At 50.9% G+C, this 16,866-nt stretch carries 11 protein-coding genes; 4 read left to right on the forward strand and 7 right to left on the reverse strand.

What is annotated here, in order from left to right; all coding sequences use genetic code 11:
- Nucleotides 1–84: 84 nt before the first annotated feature.
- The 4 genes from pncB to HGO41_RS02535 all read left to right on the forward strand — a co-directional run bounded on the left by pncB (nucleotide 85) and on the right by HGO41_RS02535 (nucleotide 5,794).
- Nucleotides 85–1,290, forward strand: a complete 1,206-nt coding sequence (pncB, locus tag HGO41_RS02520; RefSeq protein WP_241917212.1) for a nicotinate phosphoribosyltransferase — start codon at nucleotides 85–87, stop codon at nucleotides 1,288–1,290.
- A gap of 259 nt (nucleotides 1,291–1,549) precedes the next feature.
- The gene (gene asnS, locus HGO41_RS02525; RefSeq protein WP_013574855.1) at nucleotides 1,550–2,950 is read left to right on the forward strand and encodes an asparagine--tRNA ligase; all 1,401 of its coding nucleotides are present in this window, start codon (nucleotides 1,550–1,552) and stop codon (nucleotides 2,948–2,950) included.
- Nucleotides 2,951–3,249: 299 nt separating this feature from the next.
- Nucleotides 3,250–4,362: a porin OmpC gene (gene ompC / locus HGO41_RS02530; RefSeq protein WP_013574854.1), complete on the forward strand. Its 1,113-nt coding sequence runs from the start codon at nucleotides 3,250–3,252 to the stop codon at nucleotides 4,360–4,362.
- 241 nt (nucleotides 4,363–4,603) lie between these two features.
- Nucleotides 4,604–5,794 carry an amino acid aminotransferase gene (locus HGO41_RS02535; protein WP_013574853.1) on the forward strand — a complete coding sequence of 397 codons (1,191 nt, stop codon included), beginning with the start codon at nucleotides 4,604–4,606 and terminating at the stop codon, nucleotides 5,792–5,794.
- A gap of 85 nt (nucleotides 5,795–5,879) precedes the next feature.
- On the opposite strand, the gene HGO41_RS02540 is transcribed toward HGO41_RS02535, so the two are convergent.
- From HGO41_RS02540 to cmoM, 7 genes are all read right to left on the reverse strand, one after another.
- The gene (locus tag HGO41_RS02540; RefSeq protein ID WP_250980736.1) at nucleotides 5,880–6,527 is read right to left on the reverse strand and encodes an MBL fold metallo-hydrolase; all 648 of its coding nucleotides are present in this window, start codon (nucleotides 6,525–6,527) and stop codon (nucleotides 5,880–5,882) included.
- 51 nt (nucleotides 6,528–6,578) lie between these two features.
- On the reverse strand, nucleotides 6,579–7,130 hold the full coding sequence (gene mepK / locus HGO41_RS02545; RefSeq protein ID WP_013574851.1) for a peptidoglycan L,D-endopeptidase MepK: 552 nt from the start codon (nucleotides 7,128–7,130) through the stop codon (nucleotides 6,579–6,581).
- Between the two features lie 179 nt (nucleotides 7,131–7,309).
- Nucleotides 7,310–9,160 (reverse strand): L,D-transpeptidase, encoded by a 1,851-nt coding sequence (gene ldtD, locus HGO41_RS02550; protein WP_250980737.1) that lies wholly within the window; start codon nucleotides 9,158–9,160, stop codon nucleotides 7,310–7,312.
- Between the two features lie 361 nt (nucleotides 9,161–9,521).
- Nucleotides 9,522–13,970 (reverse strand): chromosome partition protein MukB, encoded by a 4,449-nt coding sequence (mukB, locus tag HGO41_RS02555; protein ID WP_250980738.1) that lies wholly within the window; start codon nucleotides 13,968–13,970, stop codon nucleotides 9,522–9,524.
- Nucleotides 13,967–14,698, reverse strand: a complete 732-nt coding sequence (gene mukE, locus HGO41_RS02560) for a chromosome partition protein MukE (RefSeq protein ID WP_013574848.1) — start codon at nucleotides 14,696–14,698, stop codon at nucleotides 13,967–13,969. The genes mukB and mukE overlap by 4 nt, the downstream gene beginning before the upstream one ends.
- Nucleotides 14,679–16,001: a chromosome partition protein MukF gene (mukF, locus tag HGO41_RS02565; RefSeq protein WP_013574847.1), complete on the reverse strand. Its 1,323-nt coding sequence runs from the start codon at nucleotides 15,999–16,001 to the stop codon at nucleotides 14,679–14,681. The genes mukE and mukF overlap by 20 nt, the downstream gene beginning before the upstream one ends.
- Complete coding sequence (gene cmoM, locus HGO41_RS02570) at nucleotides 15,998–16,783, reverse strand: tRNA uridine 5-oxyacetic acid(34) methyltransferase CmoM (RefSeq protein WP_013574846.1); 786 nt, start codon at nucleotides 16,781–16,783, stop codon at nucleotides 15,998–16,000. Before cmoM ends, mukF begins: the two co-directional genes overlap by 4 nt.
- Nucleotides 16,784–16,866: the final 83 nt, after the last annotated feature.

The following is a 16,866-nucleotide window of genomic DNA, read 5'->3' on the forward strand; positions in this document are numbered from 1 at the left end:
CTGTTTTATCCAGAACGTTTTTTTTACGGAACGGTTGTTTGTGTTCAAACACTCAGTTTCTGACGAGGATGCTGTAAACGCGCTATGACTCCATACGCCTCCCCGATTTTGACTTCGCTGTTAGATACCGATGCCTACAAGCTTCATATGCAGCAAGCAGTCTACCATCGCTACCACAACATCAGCGTCGTGGCAGAGTTCCGTTGCCGTGGTGATGAACTGCTGGGCGAATACGCCAGCGAGGTCCGCCAGCAAATCCAGATGATGAGTCAACTGGCGCTGACGGACGACGAGTTCACCTACCTTTCCGGGCTGCCGTTCTTCACGCAGGATTACCTGAACTGGCTAAAAACCTTCCGCTACAATCCTGAACATGTAATGGTTTCCGATCGCAACGGACATTTGCATGTGCGCATCGAGGGCCCGTGGCGTGAAGTGATTATGTGGGAAGTGCCGCTGCTCGCGGTCATCAGTGAAGTTGTCCATCGCCAGCGTTCTCCACAAGTGACGGCGCAAATGGCCGTGGAGCACCTGCGTAAAAATCTCGCCAGTTTTAAAGAACAGGCCGCAGATATCGATCTCAGCGCGTTCCGTCTGATGGATTTCGGTACCCGTCGCCGCTTCTCCGGTGAAGTTCAGGAAGCCATCGTCAGCACACTGAAAAATGAATTCCCTTATCTGGTCGGCACCAGTAACTACGATTTAGCGCATAAATTGCAGCTGGCACCGGTCGGCACGCAAGCCCACGAATGGTTCCAGGCACATCAGCAAATCAGCCCGGTTCTGGCTAACAGCCAGCGCGCGGCGTTGCAGGCCTGGCTGGACGAATACCCGGATCAACTGGGGATCGCTCTCACTGACTGCATTACGATGGATGCTTTCCTGCGTGATTTCGGCAGCAAATTCGCCAATGCCTATCAGGGACTGCGTCATGATTCCGGGGATCCGTTTGAATGGGGTGAAAAGGCGATAACGCATTATCATGCGCTGGATATCGACCCGATGACCAAAACGCTGGTCTTTTCCGACAATCTGGATCTGGACAAAGCGTTACACCTGTATCGCCATTTCCATCAACGGGTGAATCTGATATTCGGGATTGGTACGCGTCTGACATGTAATATTCCGGGCGTGAAGCCGCTGAATATTGTCATTAAATTGGTACAGTGCAATGGCAAACCTGTCGCAAAACTCTCTGACAGCCCAGGCAAAACGATTTGCCAGGACAAAGCTTTTGTTAAAGCCCTGCGCAAAGCTTTCGATCTGCCGCTGGTGAAAAAAGCGTCCTGACTCTCCCTAAAGTGCCGGAAATCAATCCGGCGCTTTATTCAGATTTTCTTTCCTTTATATAGTTGCGATCTAATTCTGCTCGGCTTTTATTCACTCTCTCAATATTTCCCCACAACTCTCTTCATTCGCGCCACAATTCTTGTCCGCTGACGACGATTTCTGCTTGTGTCCTGAGAAAGCCTAAGTAACATAGCAAAATCCCTATTTACAGGGTGTCCAATATTTCTTAGTCAACATATATAAAGAAAGAGAGAAATCTATGAGCGTTGTGCCTGTAGTCGACGTACTGCAAGGCCGTGCTGCGGTTGACAGTGAAGTCACCGTACGCGGTTGGGTACGTACCCGGAGAGATTCTAAAGCTGGTATCTCATTCGTCGCCGTTTATGACGGCTCCTGCTTTAATCCTTTACAGGCCGTCATCAATAATTCTCTGCCCAATTATCAGGAAGACGTATTGCGTCTGACGACGGGTTGTTCAGTAGAAGTGACCGGTATTGTTGTCGCCTCACCTGGCGAAGGCCAGAGTTTTGAGTTGCAGGCAACGACCGTCAACGTTGTTGGCTGGGTGGATGACCCTGATACTTATCCGATGGCGGCAAAACGCCACAGCATCGAATACCTGCGTGAAGTGGCTCACCTTCGCCCGCGCACCAATCTGATTGGTGCTGTCGCCCGTGTGCGCAACACCCTCTCTCAGGCCATTCACCGTTTCTATCATGAAAACGGGTATTTCTGGGTGTCCACACCGCTGATCACTGCCTCCGATACTGAAGGCGCGGGTGAGATGTTCCGCGTATCGACACTGGATCTGCAAAATCTGCCGCGTACAGACAAAGGCGAAATCGACTTCAGCGAAGATTTCTTCGGCAAAGAAGCGTTCCTGACGGTTTCCGGCCAGCTGAACGGCGAAACGTATGCCTGTGCGCTGTCTAAGGTTTACACCTTCGGTCCGACTTTCCGTGCAGAGAATTCCAACACCAGCCGTCACCTTGCGGAATTCTGGATGGTAGAACCGGAAGTCGCATTTGCGACACTGGATGACATCGCAGCACTGGCTGAAAACATGCTTAAATATGTTTTCAAAGCCGTTTTAGACGAACGCGCAGACGATATGGCCTTTTTTGCTGACCGTGTAGACAAAGATGCTGTTGCACGCCTTGAGCGATTTGTAACATCCGATTTCGCCCAGGTAGACTACACCGATGCAGTAGAAATATTAATGAATTGTGATCAGAAATTCGAAAACCCGGTTTCATGGGGTGTCGACCTTTCTTCTGAGCATGAACGTTATCTCGCGGAACAGCATTTCAAAGCGCCGGTGGTGGTTAAAAACTATCCGAAAGATATCAAAGCCTTCTACATGCGTATGAATGACGATGGTAAAACCGTCGCGGCAATGGATGTTCTGGCACCGGGCATTGGTGAGATTATCGGTGGCTCTCAGCGTGAGGAACGTCTGGACGTACTGGACGCCCGTATGGCTGAAATGGGGCTAAATAAAGAAGATTATTGGTGGTATCGCGATCTTCGTCGTTACGGCACAGTCCCGCATTCAGGCTTCGGCCTTGGCTTTGAACGTTTAGTCGCCTATGTAACCGGTGTTCAAAACGTTCGTGACGTGATCCCGTTCCCACGTACACCACGTAGTGCAACCTTCTAATTAATTAAACTATTTTTAATTAACATAATAGTTACAAAACTAAGGCCAGCTTTGCTGGCCTTAGTCATTTTCAAAGATAGATCCCTGTCACAAAGTTCCGTAAAATACACATTTTGAAATACATTCTTTCCTGCTGAAACATATTTAGTAATTTAGTAGCATTTTCGCTGTGGATTAAGCTCACCACGGATGGAATAGTGCGTTCAGACACAGGAGACACCAAACTTTCGTGAATAGTTCCGTAAAGAATTATTTAGGCAGTGGCAGGTGTCCAAATAAAACCAATGAGGGTAATAATAATGATGAAGCGCAATATTCTTGCAGTGGTAATCCCTGCTCTGTTAGTTGCTGGTGCAGCTAATGCAGCTGAGATCTATAACAAAGATGGCAACAAACTGGATCTGTACGGTAAAGTTGACGCACGTCACACCTTCTCTGACAATGCTGGCGACGATGGCGACCAGACCTATGTCCGTTTCGGCTTCAAAGGCGAAACTCAAATTACTGACCAACTGACCGGTTACGGCCAGTGGGAATACAACGTTCAGGCTAACCATGCAGAAAGTGCTGGCGATGAAGGCAACAAAACTCGTCTGGGCTTCGCAGGTCTGAAATTTGGTGATGCAGGTTCTTTCGACTACGGTCGTAACTACGGCGTAATCTACGACGTAATGTCCTACACCGACCAATTGCCAATCTATGGCGATGACACCATGTACCAGAACAACGACAACTTCATGGTTGGTCGTGCTAACGGTGTGGCAACTTACCGTAACAGCAACTTCTTCGGTCTGGTTGATGGCCTGAGCTTCGCTGTACAGTACCAGGGCAAAAACGACGAAGGTCGTGATGGTCGTGGCGCAGTTGATTCCAATGGTGACGGCTGGGGTACTTCTGCCGCTTACGCTATCGGCAACTCAGGTGTTAGCATTACTGGTGCTTACTTCTCTTCTAACCGTACTGTTACTCAGAAACAAGACGGCACTGGCGACAAAGCTGACGCATACGCATTCGGCGCTAAATACGACGCTAACAACCTGTACCTGGCAACCTTCTACGGTGAATCACGTAACACCACCGATTACGGTAACCCGGATGCAATTGCTAACAAAACTCAGAACTTCGAAGTTGTTGCTCAGTACCAGTTCGATTTCGGTCTGCGCCCATCTATCGCATACCTGCAGTCTAAAGGTAAGAGCCTGAACGGTTTCACCAACAACGGTTCTACCTACGCTGGCGGCGATGCTGACCTGGTTAAATATGTAGAAGTTGGTACTTACTACTACTTCAACAAAAACATGTCTACCTATGTTGACTACAAAATCAACCTGCTGGACGACAACAGCTACACCAAAGCAGCGGGTCGCAGCACTGACGACATCGTGGGTGTTGGTCTGCAATACCAGTTCTAATATCACTTAACGATGCGCTTACGGGCGCATCAAAGTGGATATCAAGGCAGAGCTTCGGCTCTGCCTTTTGCATTTCTGAGTCTTGAAAATACCGCTTTTCCACCCTCGCCTATAAAATATTTTAATCTCCCACGCCTTCTCACAACTCTGTTTTCTTTTTGCCGCAAACGGTTGGCAAAAGGGGGCGCTGGCGTTACCCTGATGACCTCTTTCGTAATATCAGGCTATGGAATTTTCCGACATGTTTGAAAAAATCACTGCAGCACCTGCTGACCCTATCCTGGGTCTTACCGATCTTTTCCGCGCTGACGACCGCTCTAATAAAATCAATCTGGGGATTGGTGTTTATAAAGACGAAACAGGTAAAACGCCGGTTCTGGCCAGCGTGAAAAAAGCCGAACAGTTCCTGTTGGAAAATGAAACCACTAAAACCTATCTGAGTATCGACGGGTTGCCTGATTTTGCCCGTTGTACACAGGAACTGCTGTTTGGCAAAGACAGCACGGTTATTGCTGATAAACGGGCACGCACCGCACAGACTCCGGGCGGCACCGGCGCTTTGCGTATCGCAGCAGATTTCATCGCTACACAAACCAGCGCCAGACGCGTGTGGGTCAGTAATCCGAGCTGGCCGAACCATAAAGGTGTGTTCTCTGCTTCCGGTCTGGAAGTTGTGGAATACAATTACTATGACGCTGCAAATCACAGCCTTGATTTCGATGGCATGCTGAAAAGCCTGAGCGAAGCGAAAGCAGGCGACGTGGTGCTGTTCCATGGCTGCTGTCACAATCCAACCGGTATCGATCCTACGGAAGAACAATGGGCACAGCTGGCAGAATTGTCGGTGAGCAACGGCTGGTTACCGTTGTTCGACTTCGCCTATCAGGGCTTTGCAAAAGGTCTGGAAGAAGATGCGGCGGGTCTGCGCCTGTTCGTGGCAAAACATAAGGAATTGCTGGTCGCCAGTTCTTACTCGAAAAACTTCGGCTTATACAATGAACGCGTAGGTGCTTGTACGTTAGTCGCAGCCGATGAAGAAACTGCCGGTCGCGCTTTCAGCCAAATGAAATCGGTTATCCGTGCAAACTACTCCAACCCGCCGTCACACGGTGCTGCGGTTGTAGCCACCATACTGGGTAACGAAGCTTTGCGCACGCTGTGGGAGCAGGAACTAAGCGATATGCGCCTGCGTATCCATCGTATGCGCCAGCTATTCGTCAGCACCTTGCAGGAAAAAGGCGCTCAACAGGATTTCAGCTTTATTATTAACCAGAACGGGATGTTCTCTTTCAGCGGCCTGACCAAAGATCAGGTATTGCGTTTACGTGATGAATTCGGCGTGTACGCGGTGAACTCCGGCCGTATCAACGTTGCCGGCATCACGCTCGAAAATATGGCACCGCTGTGTGAAGCCATCGTCGCCGTACTGTAAAAGATAAGCAGTGTTGCTCAATTAAAAAAGCCCGTCAGGATACCTGACGGGCTTTTTGTTTTTTGCTGATAAGCAGCAAACGTAATTACCAGACCGGCATTTCATCCTGCAGGAACGGGTTCGTTTTACGCTCATAACCAAAGTCTGACATCGGGCCATGACCGGGAATAAAGACCATGTCATCGCCGAGCGGTAATAATTTCGTTTTGATGGAATGAATCAGCGCCTGATGGTCACCACGCGGGAAATCACTGCGGCCTACGCCACCCTTGAAAATCACATCACCAGAAACGGCAATTCGCGCTTTATCATTGATGAAGACAATATGCCCCGGCGTATGGCCTGGGCAATGCAACACGGATAAGATTTCTTCACCAACACCCACTGAATCCCCTTCTTCCAGCCAGGTATCCGGCGTCAGCGGGTCACAATGGTCGAGGCCAAACATCTGGCTTTGGGTCGGTAACGCATCCAGCAGGAATTCATCTTCTTTTTGTGGTCCGATAACCGGTACCTGATAGTGCGCAGCCAGTTCTGCTGCGGCACCAACGTGATCAAGATGTCCGTGAGTCAGCAAAATTTGCGTAACCAATACACCTTTGGCAGAAACTTCCTGGATGATCCTGGCGGCTTCACCGCCCGGATCAACAATGGCGGCCTGATTGGTTTTAGCGCACCAAATCAGTGAGCAGTTTTGGCTGAACGCCGTGACGGTAATAAGATGGGTTTTCATAGAGCTCCACAAAATGGCCTGCACATTCCGGCAGGCCATTAATTACACACATCACCAGGTCCGTGCGGGACCGGTATCGATGTGCACAAAGTTACTTCGTGGATAATATCCTACACCACCCATCCGCATTTTTAATGCTGCTTTGCGGATATTGCTCAGTTCGATGCCCTGAATGTGGAAATCCATTGCCTGCCCAAGCGTGTGATAGCTGTGCTTCGCTACCCCGCTTCCGGGTTCACGCATGCTGTTGTTTGTCGCCAGTGAGCGGTAACCCGAAATCAGCTGGACTGGTTTATTCGTTCCGCCAAGCATCACCTGCAAACGATAGAGGTGATCGAACAACGCGGGATCGATAGATTTTACTTTTTCCGCACGATAGTCCCTGAACAGATGATTCAACCGGGCCAACTCATCCTTGTTGTAACGCTTTCCATCAAAAAACTCGGTTTTGAGGGTTTCGCCGGTATTGATATTGTTAACGACTAAAATACGCGGGCGAGGTGTGGAAAGAGTGGCGAATGCACGACCTGGAAGTAATGCAATCCCCATAGCGGCACTGCCTAATGCCAGCCATTTACGGCGATGTTTGTCGATTTCATTCATGAACAGTTTACTATCCGGTAAGAGAGTCAAAAATAAGCTCTGATCTGAGCCGTTTTGAACCTTAACTGCCAATTTTCTGCGAGTCAAGGGAACCCATATAAGCAAAACGAGCGTGCCAGTGGCTCACGCTCGTTCGATGGCCAAATACTCTGACCCTTATCAGATTAGTTTTACTGCATTTATTGAAGCAAAATTTCCGCCTGAGGCAGAATTTGTGCACCGGATCTCACCGTTGAATCATAATTGTAAATATCTGTTCTGAATTGCGGCTTACCGTCATCCGCGACCCATGCCGTCAGATAAAACAGTTTTACCGGTATATGATGGCGTATTGCCACATACGTGGTATTGCCGCCCTGCAATGCAGAAGATATTCGCGTGTCATTCCAGCCTGCATCCTGTAACAGCATATTGGCTAATTCAGAAGCCTTATTCACCCTCACACAGCCAGAACTCAGCGCACGAATGTCTTTGCTGAACAAGTTATGGTTTGGCGTGTCATGCAGATAAATAGCATCAGAACTCGGCATATTAAATTTATACCGCCCCAGAGAGTTGCTTACGCCCGGCGCCTGACGGATGCGATAGGGGAAATGGTTGGGTGATATCATTGCCCAGTCGATCATTGAAGGATCGATGACTTCGGCATCGTTACTCCAGCCAGACAATACCTGATAGCCATGTTGCTGGAAGTAACCGGGATTGTTCATGGCTTTAGGCACGATATCTTCACGCACTAACGTTGTGGGCACATTCCACGGTGGATTGACCACCACATTATTCAACGCACTGCTCATTAACGGCGTTTTACGGCTTGGACGACCGACAATTACCCGTGACGACAACACTTCATTGCCATTGAGATAATAGGTGAGCTGATAGTTTGGAATGTTCACCATGATTCCGGTGTTCACATTGCCTGGAAGAATGCGCAGACGCTGAATATTCAGCGCCAGCAAGGTAGCACGCAATTGCGGAGAGGCATTCAGCCACTGACGGGTACGTCCGCCAATAATACCGTCCGCTTCCAGCCCCTGCCATTTTTGAAAACGCTTAACAGCTTCCACTAAATCCGGTGTGTACTGATTATCAGCGACAGCCACTGGCGCGGGTGTCGCTGGCACTTCTGTCGACTGAACCGTTGGCAGGACATCTTGTACTGATGTTGCGGAAGGGCTGACAGCCGGGGTCGATTGCTGGGCCTTATCAGCGGTTTCATCAACAGACAGATCGTCATTTGCCGCGCTTCCCGGCGTGTTCGGAGCGATAGTTTCATCTGTCGGTTTAGCCACCTTATTCTCTTCAGGCGAGGCGACCATCATACCAGTTCGGGTCAGGATCTCCCGCAAGGCCGGGACATCGTCACTGATCTGGTCCGGACGCAAACTGGCTGATCCTGTCATCACGGGCCATGGTCGATTGTCCGTCAGCATGATTTTCAATGCATCATGCATTTTGGTGTAATAAGGGTGCTGTGGTGCGAGAGTCGACAAATAGTGTGACGTATTGCCCTGACGCACAGCCAGTTGCCACTGATTAATCACAGTCAGCGACGGCGTCGTCATTTTGTACGGTGTGGCGCTGTATAACCACTTATCTCCATCGGCTTCCACGCTGCTCGTAAACTGCAAATAGCCCAGCATTGCATCTGACAACACCACATCACGGGCCATGCCGGTAACTTGCGGATCCGTCAGCCATTTCACCCATTGCGTGAACTGAGGCTGGATCCCCGATATGGCCAGCTCGGCGAGTTGCTGCTGGAATAACTGAACTGTTTCACGATCGTTCCACATGGGCTGCATATGATTTGCAGCATAAAGCGATGACAGAGATGACAGATACAACGGCCTGATGCCCCTTGGCAATAACTCTGCCTGCAACTGGCTCATGCTCTGTACGCTTGATAGCGTGGTTTTTCCTAATGGCAGCGCGGGCACGGTAGCCCATGCAGCAAACCACGGCGAGAGACCGCTCGCCAGCAGACAGCTGGCGACTAAAAACCTGAGAGACCTTTGATTCATTAACATCTTCCCTTGCCTCCCGATAAGGTGCTCAATCTCATCCCCAAAATTGAGCCAACAGCTCTTGGAATAAGTATATAAAGAGAATTCTTTTTTTGCGTAGGAACTCAATGAAATAGAGCCCGCGTGTAACGTAAAGACTCTAAGCCAGCTGTCAGTTTAAATAAAGTCTTCCCTTACGTGTTTATGTGCTGTTTTCAGGCATTCGTCTATAAATTGCGCAGCACCTTAGCGTTGGCTTACAAACTATTTAGTTCACCACAACTTTTTAAAGAAATATAAGTGAAATGGATGCAATTTCAATAAAAAGCCCCGGCGCTCAGGCCGGGGCTTTTAAAAATCAGACATCTTATTTATCTGAAAACACTCAGGAAACGTCAGCTTCCGTATTGACCAGTGCCGGAAGTTCAGGTGCGAATCCACGCAAACCGACCACGTGTACATGTTCATTATTGCCGAACACTTTACGTACCAGTTTATAGGTCGTGCCTTTTTCAGGGCTGATGTTTTCCGGTGCCGCAATAATCAGCTGCATTTCCAGACGGTCGCAAAGCTCGAACAGCGTGGCGATAGATTTAGCATCCAGACGTGCGGCTTCATCAAGGAACAGCAGACGACAAGGCGAAATATCCTTCCCGCGCATACGGCTCGATTCGTCTTCCCAGCTCTGAACCACCATCACCAGAATCGACATACCGGTACCGATCGCTTCACCCGTTGACAGCGCCCCGCTTTCTGCGCGTAACCAGCCGTCAGAACCACGGTTCACTTCCACTTCCATTTCGAGATAGTTGCGGTAATCCAGCAGTTCTTCACCAATAGTTTGCGGTGTGCGCTGACCCATATCAATTTGCGGGTTCAGACGCTGATAGAGTTTCGCCAGCGCTTCCGAGAAGGTCAGACGGTTACTGCTGAAGAGATCCTGATGCTGTTCCTGCTGTTCAGACAGCACATCCAGCAGTCCCGCGTGCGCTTCGCGTACATTCACGTTCAAACGTACACTTTTCACCTGACCAAAGGCCACAGCCTGCAGGCCCTGGTTCAGCTGGCGGATACGGTTCTGTTCGCGCTGAATGGTTTTACGGATGATATTCGCCACACTTTTCGAACTGATGGCCAGTTGCTGCTCGCGGGCAGTCAGCTCTTCGGTCAGACGGCCCAGTTCGATTTCCATCTGTTCAATCGCTTCAACCGGATCATCGGTACGAATAATATCCTGACGGATACGTTCGCGCAGATGCTGGTATACAGCAATGTAGAACTGGATTTTACGTTCAGGGCGTTTTGGATCTTCGGACAGACGCAGTACATCGCGCAGATGTTCGTTATCAGAGACCGCCAGACGCAGCGCGCCAAGGGATTTATCCGACATGGAACGCAGTTCGTCGCCATCCATATACGCCAGCTCACGACGGTGCAAACGACGTTCAACGCCATTGTCTTTCACCAGACGCATCACCGCACACCAGCCCGCTTTCGAGGTCACTACCTGTTCGCGGCTCTGATGATAATCACGCTCAAGTTTGCGCAATTTCTTCTGCAGGTTATCCATTTCTGCTTCGCAGAAGGTGATTTGTTTTTCGAGCTGATTACAGCGTGCCCGGTTGGTGCTGAGCGCGGTGTGCAGTTCGTCACGGCGGGTTTTAGCACGTGCTTCAGCATTTGCATCAGCCTGAACACCGATATCCTGCAATTCCTGGCTAAGTTCTTTGAGCATATCGCGTTTGGCATCGAACGAACTTTTCAGCGAGGCCAGAACCTGACTGTACTGCGTCAGTTGTGTCTGATGCTGACGCATTTGTTCACGGGCACGCGTACGTTCCGCTTCCGCATGTTCCAGACGCTGACGCAGTTTGTCATTCAGATCACTGTTTTCATTCAGCATGCCGGCGGAGTCGGTATAGCTGAAGTGAGCACGGCGCTGAACCACTTCCGTCAGAGCGAATGCCTGTTGCTTCGCCAGACGCTGTGCATGCTGCGCCTGTGCGTAATCTTCTTTCAGTTGCTCATGCTGTTCCGGGTCGCTTTGCAGCACCGATACCAGCGGTTCCAGCTTGCTCAGTGAAACACCGTGTTGCTGAATGAAACGGGCGGAATCCTGTGCCTCTTCCATTTCTTCGCGGATTTCTTCAACGCGATCAATCAGCGTTTCGTCACACAGCAAGCCGACACGTGGCTGCAATTTATTGAGCATGCCGATAGCGTCTTTCGCCTGCTCGTATTGCTGACGCTGTTGCTGATTCTGGCCTTCATGCGCATTGATAGCGCGTTCCAGTTCGCCACGACGCCCGCTCAGAGTGCGGATTTCAGCTTCCGGGTCGGCGTCAAACGCCACGGCTAAATGACTGCCGATGAAACGACTAAATGCCTGATGTGCACGCTGAATTTTCTGCACGTCAAACGACAATGTCGCGTAACGCTCTGACAGGTTTTCGCGTTCTTTATGCAAGGTTTCCAGACGGTTCTCACGCGCCGCACGGCCAAACAATGGCACCTGTGGGAAGTGAGAATAACGCCACTGGCGATCACCCGTTTTGACCAGTACCGCGCCCTGCATTTCTTCTACTTCAAAGACATTGTCATCAAATGACTGTGGATCCCCTTCGATAAGATAGAGGTCTTCCGGGCAATCATCCAACCCATCCAGCTGATCGCGGATCAGGGATAAATCAGGCACCACAATCGCGTGGCGGGACGGACCATACAATGCAGAGAAGTAAGGCGCATCGTCGATGGTGACGTCATCATAAATTTCCGACAACAACACGCCACCGAAGCGTTCTGCAAGCGCGATCATGCGGGAATCTTCCGCACCACTTGGCTGGCTGAGGCGGGTTATCTGCCCTTCAATACGACGCTTGCGGGCAGCCACTTCGTCACGCTCAACCGTCGTTTCGCGTTCCGTTTCCAGCAACTGCTGCATGTATTCGGTCACCTGCTGGCTGCTTTCCAGCGGTTCCTTACTTTGCTCGCTTAACTGGCTAAGTGCTTCCTGCGCGGCCAGCCAGACGGGTGCACGGGCGGTCAGTTCGCGAATGCGAGACTGAACACGTTCAAGTTCCTGACGCATTTCCATGCGACGCTCACCTGCCTGCGACACAACACCCTGTAATTCTTCGATCTGTACTTCCAGCTCACGCTGCATTTCGTCCAGATCTTCGGGATGCACATCCTGACCCGTACGCTTGCAGAATTCCTGCAACTGACGTTCGGCATCCTGCTGTTCACGCAGGCGGCCTTCAAGTTCGGACAAGCGCATGCGCAGCGGTTCGACACGTTCGGCCTGATGCTGTTGTGAAGACCAGTCGCGCAGTAATTCACGCGCCGTTTGCCAGGCGTCACTGCGGCTCACTTCACCGGCGATTTTTACCACCAGCTGATAAGCCGTTTCAAACTGATTATGGGCGGCAGAAGCGACGCTCATCTTCTGTTCCAGCATCAGCAGGATTTCAGTCGCTTCCTGCTCTTTACTCTGGAAAGTTTCCAGCCATGCTTCACTGTTCTGAATGCTCAGATCGGGGATCTGGCACAAATCGCGCGCACGCTCAATGGCCTGCAACGCCTGCTGATACTGAATCGCACGGGTCTGCTGAACATCCAGCGCCTGCTGGTAATCGGCCAGCTGGCTTTTCAGCTCATCCACTTCCAGTTCAGCGGCTTCAGCGCGCGCTTCATGTTCAGCGTGCAGCTCGCTGGCTTCAGCCACCACTTCGTTCTGTTCTTCGAGACGATACGTCAGCTCTTCGAGATCACTTTCATAACGCTCGATTTTTTCCTGTTGACGCATTGCCGTCTGAACCAGACTCAGATGATCGCTGGCAGCCTGATAATCGGTTTCTAAATCGCTTTGCGCACCACTTTGCTCAGCCAGTTCACGTGCCATTTCGACATGACGGTATTGCTCGCCGGACAACTGTTTGCGGCTGGTGAACAAATCATTACGCAGTACCAGCGCACCATCGAGATGAATACGGCGTTCATTGGCGTGACGCATATAGTCTGCAGCCACGTAAGACGTCGCTTCAGAAATCAGGTGTTTAAACAGGTCGCGGTCAGACTGAGTAACGCGGATAGCTTCCAGCGTCATACGGTTTTCACGCAGCGCCGCTTCCATATCCTGGAAGGCTTTCCGCACACCACTGTTTTCCGGCAACAAATAGTCGCGCAGGGAACGGGTGATGGCACTGGAAATACCGCCATAAAGCGAGGCTTCAATCAGACGATAGAACTTGCTACGGTCGGATGCCGATCGCAAACGACGTGGAATAACACCCAGATCAAACATCAGGGCATGGTAATCGGTAATCGAGTTGAACTGCTTGAACTGCACGCCTTCCATCGCTTCCACGCGATCTTTCAGTTCCTGCAAAGACAGCACACGAGCCTGACGCTCGCCGACCGTTTCAGTCAACATTTCCGTCGGATTGACCGCAACCGGCAAGCCCTGAATCGTGAAAGGTTTAATGTCGACTTTACGGTCACGACCAGCGACCTGCTGCAGACGAACCCCCACGACAATACGCTGGTGACGGGAGTTCACCACATCCAGAACCGAGTAACAGACACCCGCGCGCAATTTACCGTGCAGGCCTTTATCACGCGAACCGGAAGTTGCGCCCGCTTCGGTGGTGTTACGGAAATGCAGCAACGTCAGATCGGGGATCAGCGCCGTAACGAAAGCCGCCAGCGTGGTGGATTTACCGGCCCCGTTACCGCCGGAAAGCGTGGTGACCAGTGAGTCGAGGTCAAAAGTACGGGCAAAGAACCCGTTCCAGTTAACCAGCGTCAGTGAGCGAAATTTACCGCGTTCAATCATTCCTGTTCATCCTCTGCGCTCTCATGCCCTTGCTGCACTGCCAGCGATTCGCCGTCCTCACTTTCGTCATTCAGTGACAGCGCGCTGTCGACCGGCATTGCTTCACCGTCGCGGATCATCCGCAGTTGTGCTTCGCGCGCGTCATCGCCGCTGCGGACATCCGCACCAAACCGGAATACCGCTTCAGTGATACGGAATTTGCTGCTATCAACCCCCATGAAATACACCATGCCCAGCCGGCGTAGTCGGTTCAGGGACGTGCGGACTTTGTCCTGCAATTTCTGGCGATCCAAATCTGAGCCGGTTGAACGTTGGTTGACGTATTTAAGTAATTTGCTTTCATCCGCCAGGCTCAGTAATTCGTCATACAGTTCCTGCTGGGTAAAAATCCCCTCATGCGCCAGACGTTCCGGGCTGAGATACAGATAGCAAAGGATTTTACCCACCATCATATCCAGCTCAGAAAGTACGGAGCGCGGGATAAGCGTGGTGGAGCGCGGGCGCAGGTAGAAGAAACCTTCTGGTGCCCGGATTAACTCCACGTTGTAGCGGCTGTAAAAGAGTTCCATTTCTTCCTGATAGTCCATCAGGAAAGCGTGGTTATCCAGCTCATCAATACCGATATGACGGCCAGAACGCAGCTGGCTGTCGAGAGCAGGAAACACTGAGTTCGCCAGTGCCTGCGCCAGCTTAGCTGGCATTATGTGTTCAATATTTGTCGATGACATGGGCCTGCACCTTGGCTCCGTAATCATTGATTGCCTGCCATTCGGCATGCAATCCTGAAAAATCTGCTTCAGCCACACCAAGGCGCACAGCCTGGTCGACCACAATTCGCGCGACATCAAAATGTCGGGCACGCGGATACTGTTTAAGATATTCGCGCATTACCATGCCCAGATTGAGCGGCGTTTTTTGTTGCTGATAAACCTGTAATGCCTGTTCAATCAATGCCGCAAGTTGTTCGCGGATTTCGTTAAATTCTTCAAACTCAAGATCTGGCGGAAGTTCGCCGGTCACTTCCTCGCTGCGCAAGGCCAGTTCTTCATCGCGCATATCCAGCAGACGGTCAGCATTGGCGAAGGTCAGCGTCCATGGCTGATCAAAATAGTTCTGAACCGACTGGCGCAGACGCTGGGCGAACACCCGGTTTTTATCCATGTCGATGGCGGTACGGATAAATTTATGCACATGCCGGTCATAGCCAATCCACAGGTCAATAGCCTGCTGGCCCCAACTGGTAATGCGGTCGAGTTTGTTCTGCAGGTCGAAAACCAGTTTGTCGACAAAGCTCAAATCGAGTTCGACCATCGTGGCATCCTGAATACGCATAAGATGCGCCTGCAACAGGTTACCGGCCGCCTCGAGCGTATCCTGCAATTCACGCAGCGTGCCGGAAGTTTCTGACAGGAGGATTTCACAACTGGAAATTGCCGCACGCCAGTCTTTATTGAGCAACGCGGCAATGTCGTCTTTCACGCCCTGCTGCTGCTCGTCCATGATCCGCTGGGTCATGTCGATACTGTCAAAAATTTCAGCTACGGAGTATTTAAGTGGCGCGTAAACATTGCGATGCCAGTGAAAATCATCACCGCCCTCTTCGGCTGCATCGGCTGCACGCTTGAGTTCCTGAGCAACGATCGACAACTGCATAGACAACCGCAACGTTGAGAACTCACGCTGGCGGATGTAATAATCTGAAATGCCGATCGCCAAAGGCGTCAGGCGATAAATGGCATTACCGTCGGCCAGTTCACTGACAAAACGGTTGAGCAAACGCTGACGCACCATGTCATTGATGGCGTTATTGGCACGTACGGTGATGGTTTCATTTGTCTGCTCAAATCCCTTGCTGACATGACGAAACGCGTCGACCAGTTCACCCTCACTCATTTCTCCATCAAGGCGCTCGCTGTTTAATGTGGCGATTGCCAGAAGAAAAGCCAGCCGCTCCGTTGGCAGCGAAATTGAGAAATCATTTTTGCGTGCCCAGGCGACCAGTTCGGGTACAGTCTGGGAAAATTCACTCATAATTCGTCCTTCAGAATGGGTTTGTGCGCCATCACGTGGATGTAACGTCCCAAACTAACAAAAGGTTCCTGACGACAATAACGCTGTTCCAGCGCCAGAAGCTCATCAAAATCCTGTTTATGTTGTTGTCTGTTTCGCAAATAATCGTGGAACACTCTAACACCGGTCTTGCCGCTGATCTGCATCCCAAGTTCTTCCAGCCACTGGTAAACCTGTGCGGGCTCCAGCGGGTGATCGGGTAACAGGGAGCTTTTTTTGATTTTTGGCACACCCGCTTCAACATGAGCAAAATTGCCAAGGATCATGTGCCGCATGACCAGACCGTGGATATTGTAAAACATCAGTGATATTGCGCCACCGGGGGTCAGACAATCGACCAGTGCGGCCAGAGCCTGTTGAGGTTCGGCCAGCCATTCGATGACCGCATGGAACAATATCAGATCAACCGGCTGTTCCAAATGTTCGGCGATATGCTGAGCCGGACATTGTACAAATTGCATGTTGTCGCTCACACCTTTTTCCAGCGCAGCCGCCTCGGCGCGGCGGATCATCTCACCGGAGAGATCACACAACAAGACCTTATGTCCTAAAGCTGCCAGTTCACAGGCCATTTGTCCTTCACCGCCGCCCGCATCAAGGATGCGCAGTGGCCGCTGAGGCAAAGTCTGTAGTAAATCATGCAGATCCTGACCCAGCACAGCCTGACGGATACGTCCCTTTGTTGTGCCGTAGATATTGCGCGAAAACTTCTCGGCCATATCGTCGAAATTACGATCCTGCATGAAATGAACCCTGTTTCTAAAAACAATTTGTTAATGATGGCTGTGCGGTGATACCGGGTGAAGTGCTATTTTGGCACAGGCTG

Source organism: Rahnella sp. CG8 (assembly GCF_023701875.1).
GTDB lineage: Bacteria > Pseudomonadota > Gammaproteobacteria > Enterobacterales > Enterobacteriaceae > Rahnella > Rahnella aceris.

Coding starts and splice junctions, on each gene's coding strand:
- pncB (WP_241917212.1), top strand. CDS start 85: ATGACTCCATACGCCTCCCCGATTTTGACTTCGCTGTTAGATACCGAT.
- asnS (WP_013574855.1), top strand. CDS start 1,550: ATGAGCGTTGTGCCTGTAGTCGACGTACTGCAAGGCCGTGCTGCGGTT.
- ompC (WP_013574854.1), top strand. CDS start 3,250: ATGATGAAGCGCAATATTCTTGCAGTGGTAATCCCTGCTCTGTTAGTT.
- HGO41_RS02535 (WP_013574853.1), top strand. CDS start 4,604: ATGTTTGAAAAAATCACTGCAGCACCTGCTGACCCTATCCTGGGTCTT.
- HGO41_RS02540 (WP_250980736.1), bottom strand. CDS start 6,527: ATGAAAACCCATCTTATTACCGTCACGGCGTTCAGCCAAAACTGCTCA.
- mepK (WP_013574851.1), bottom strand. CDS start 7,130: ATGAATGAAATCGACAAACATCGCCGTAAATGGCTGGCATTAGGCAGT.
- ldtD (WP_250980737.1), bottom strand. CDS start 9,160: ATGTTAATGAATCAAAGGTCTCTCAGGTTTTTAGTCGCCAGCTGTCTG.
- mukB (WP_250980738.1), bottom strand. CDS start 13,970: ATGATTGAACGCGGTAAATTTCGCTCACTGACGCTGGTTAACTGGAAC.
- mukE (WP_013574848.1), bottom strand. CDS start 14,698: ATGTCATCGACAAATATTGAACACATAATGCCAGCTAAGCTGGCGCAG.
- mukF (WP_013574847.1), bottom strand. CDS start 16,001: ATGAGTGAATTTTCCCAGACTGTACCCGAACTGGTCGCCTGGGCACGC.
- cmoM (WP_013574846.1), bottom strand. CDS start 16,783: ATGCAGGATCGTAATTTCGACGATATGGCCGAGAAGTTTTCGCGCAAT.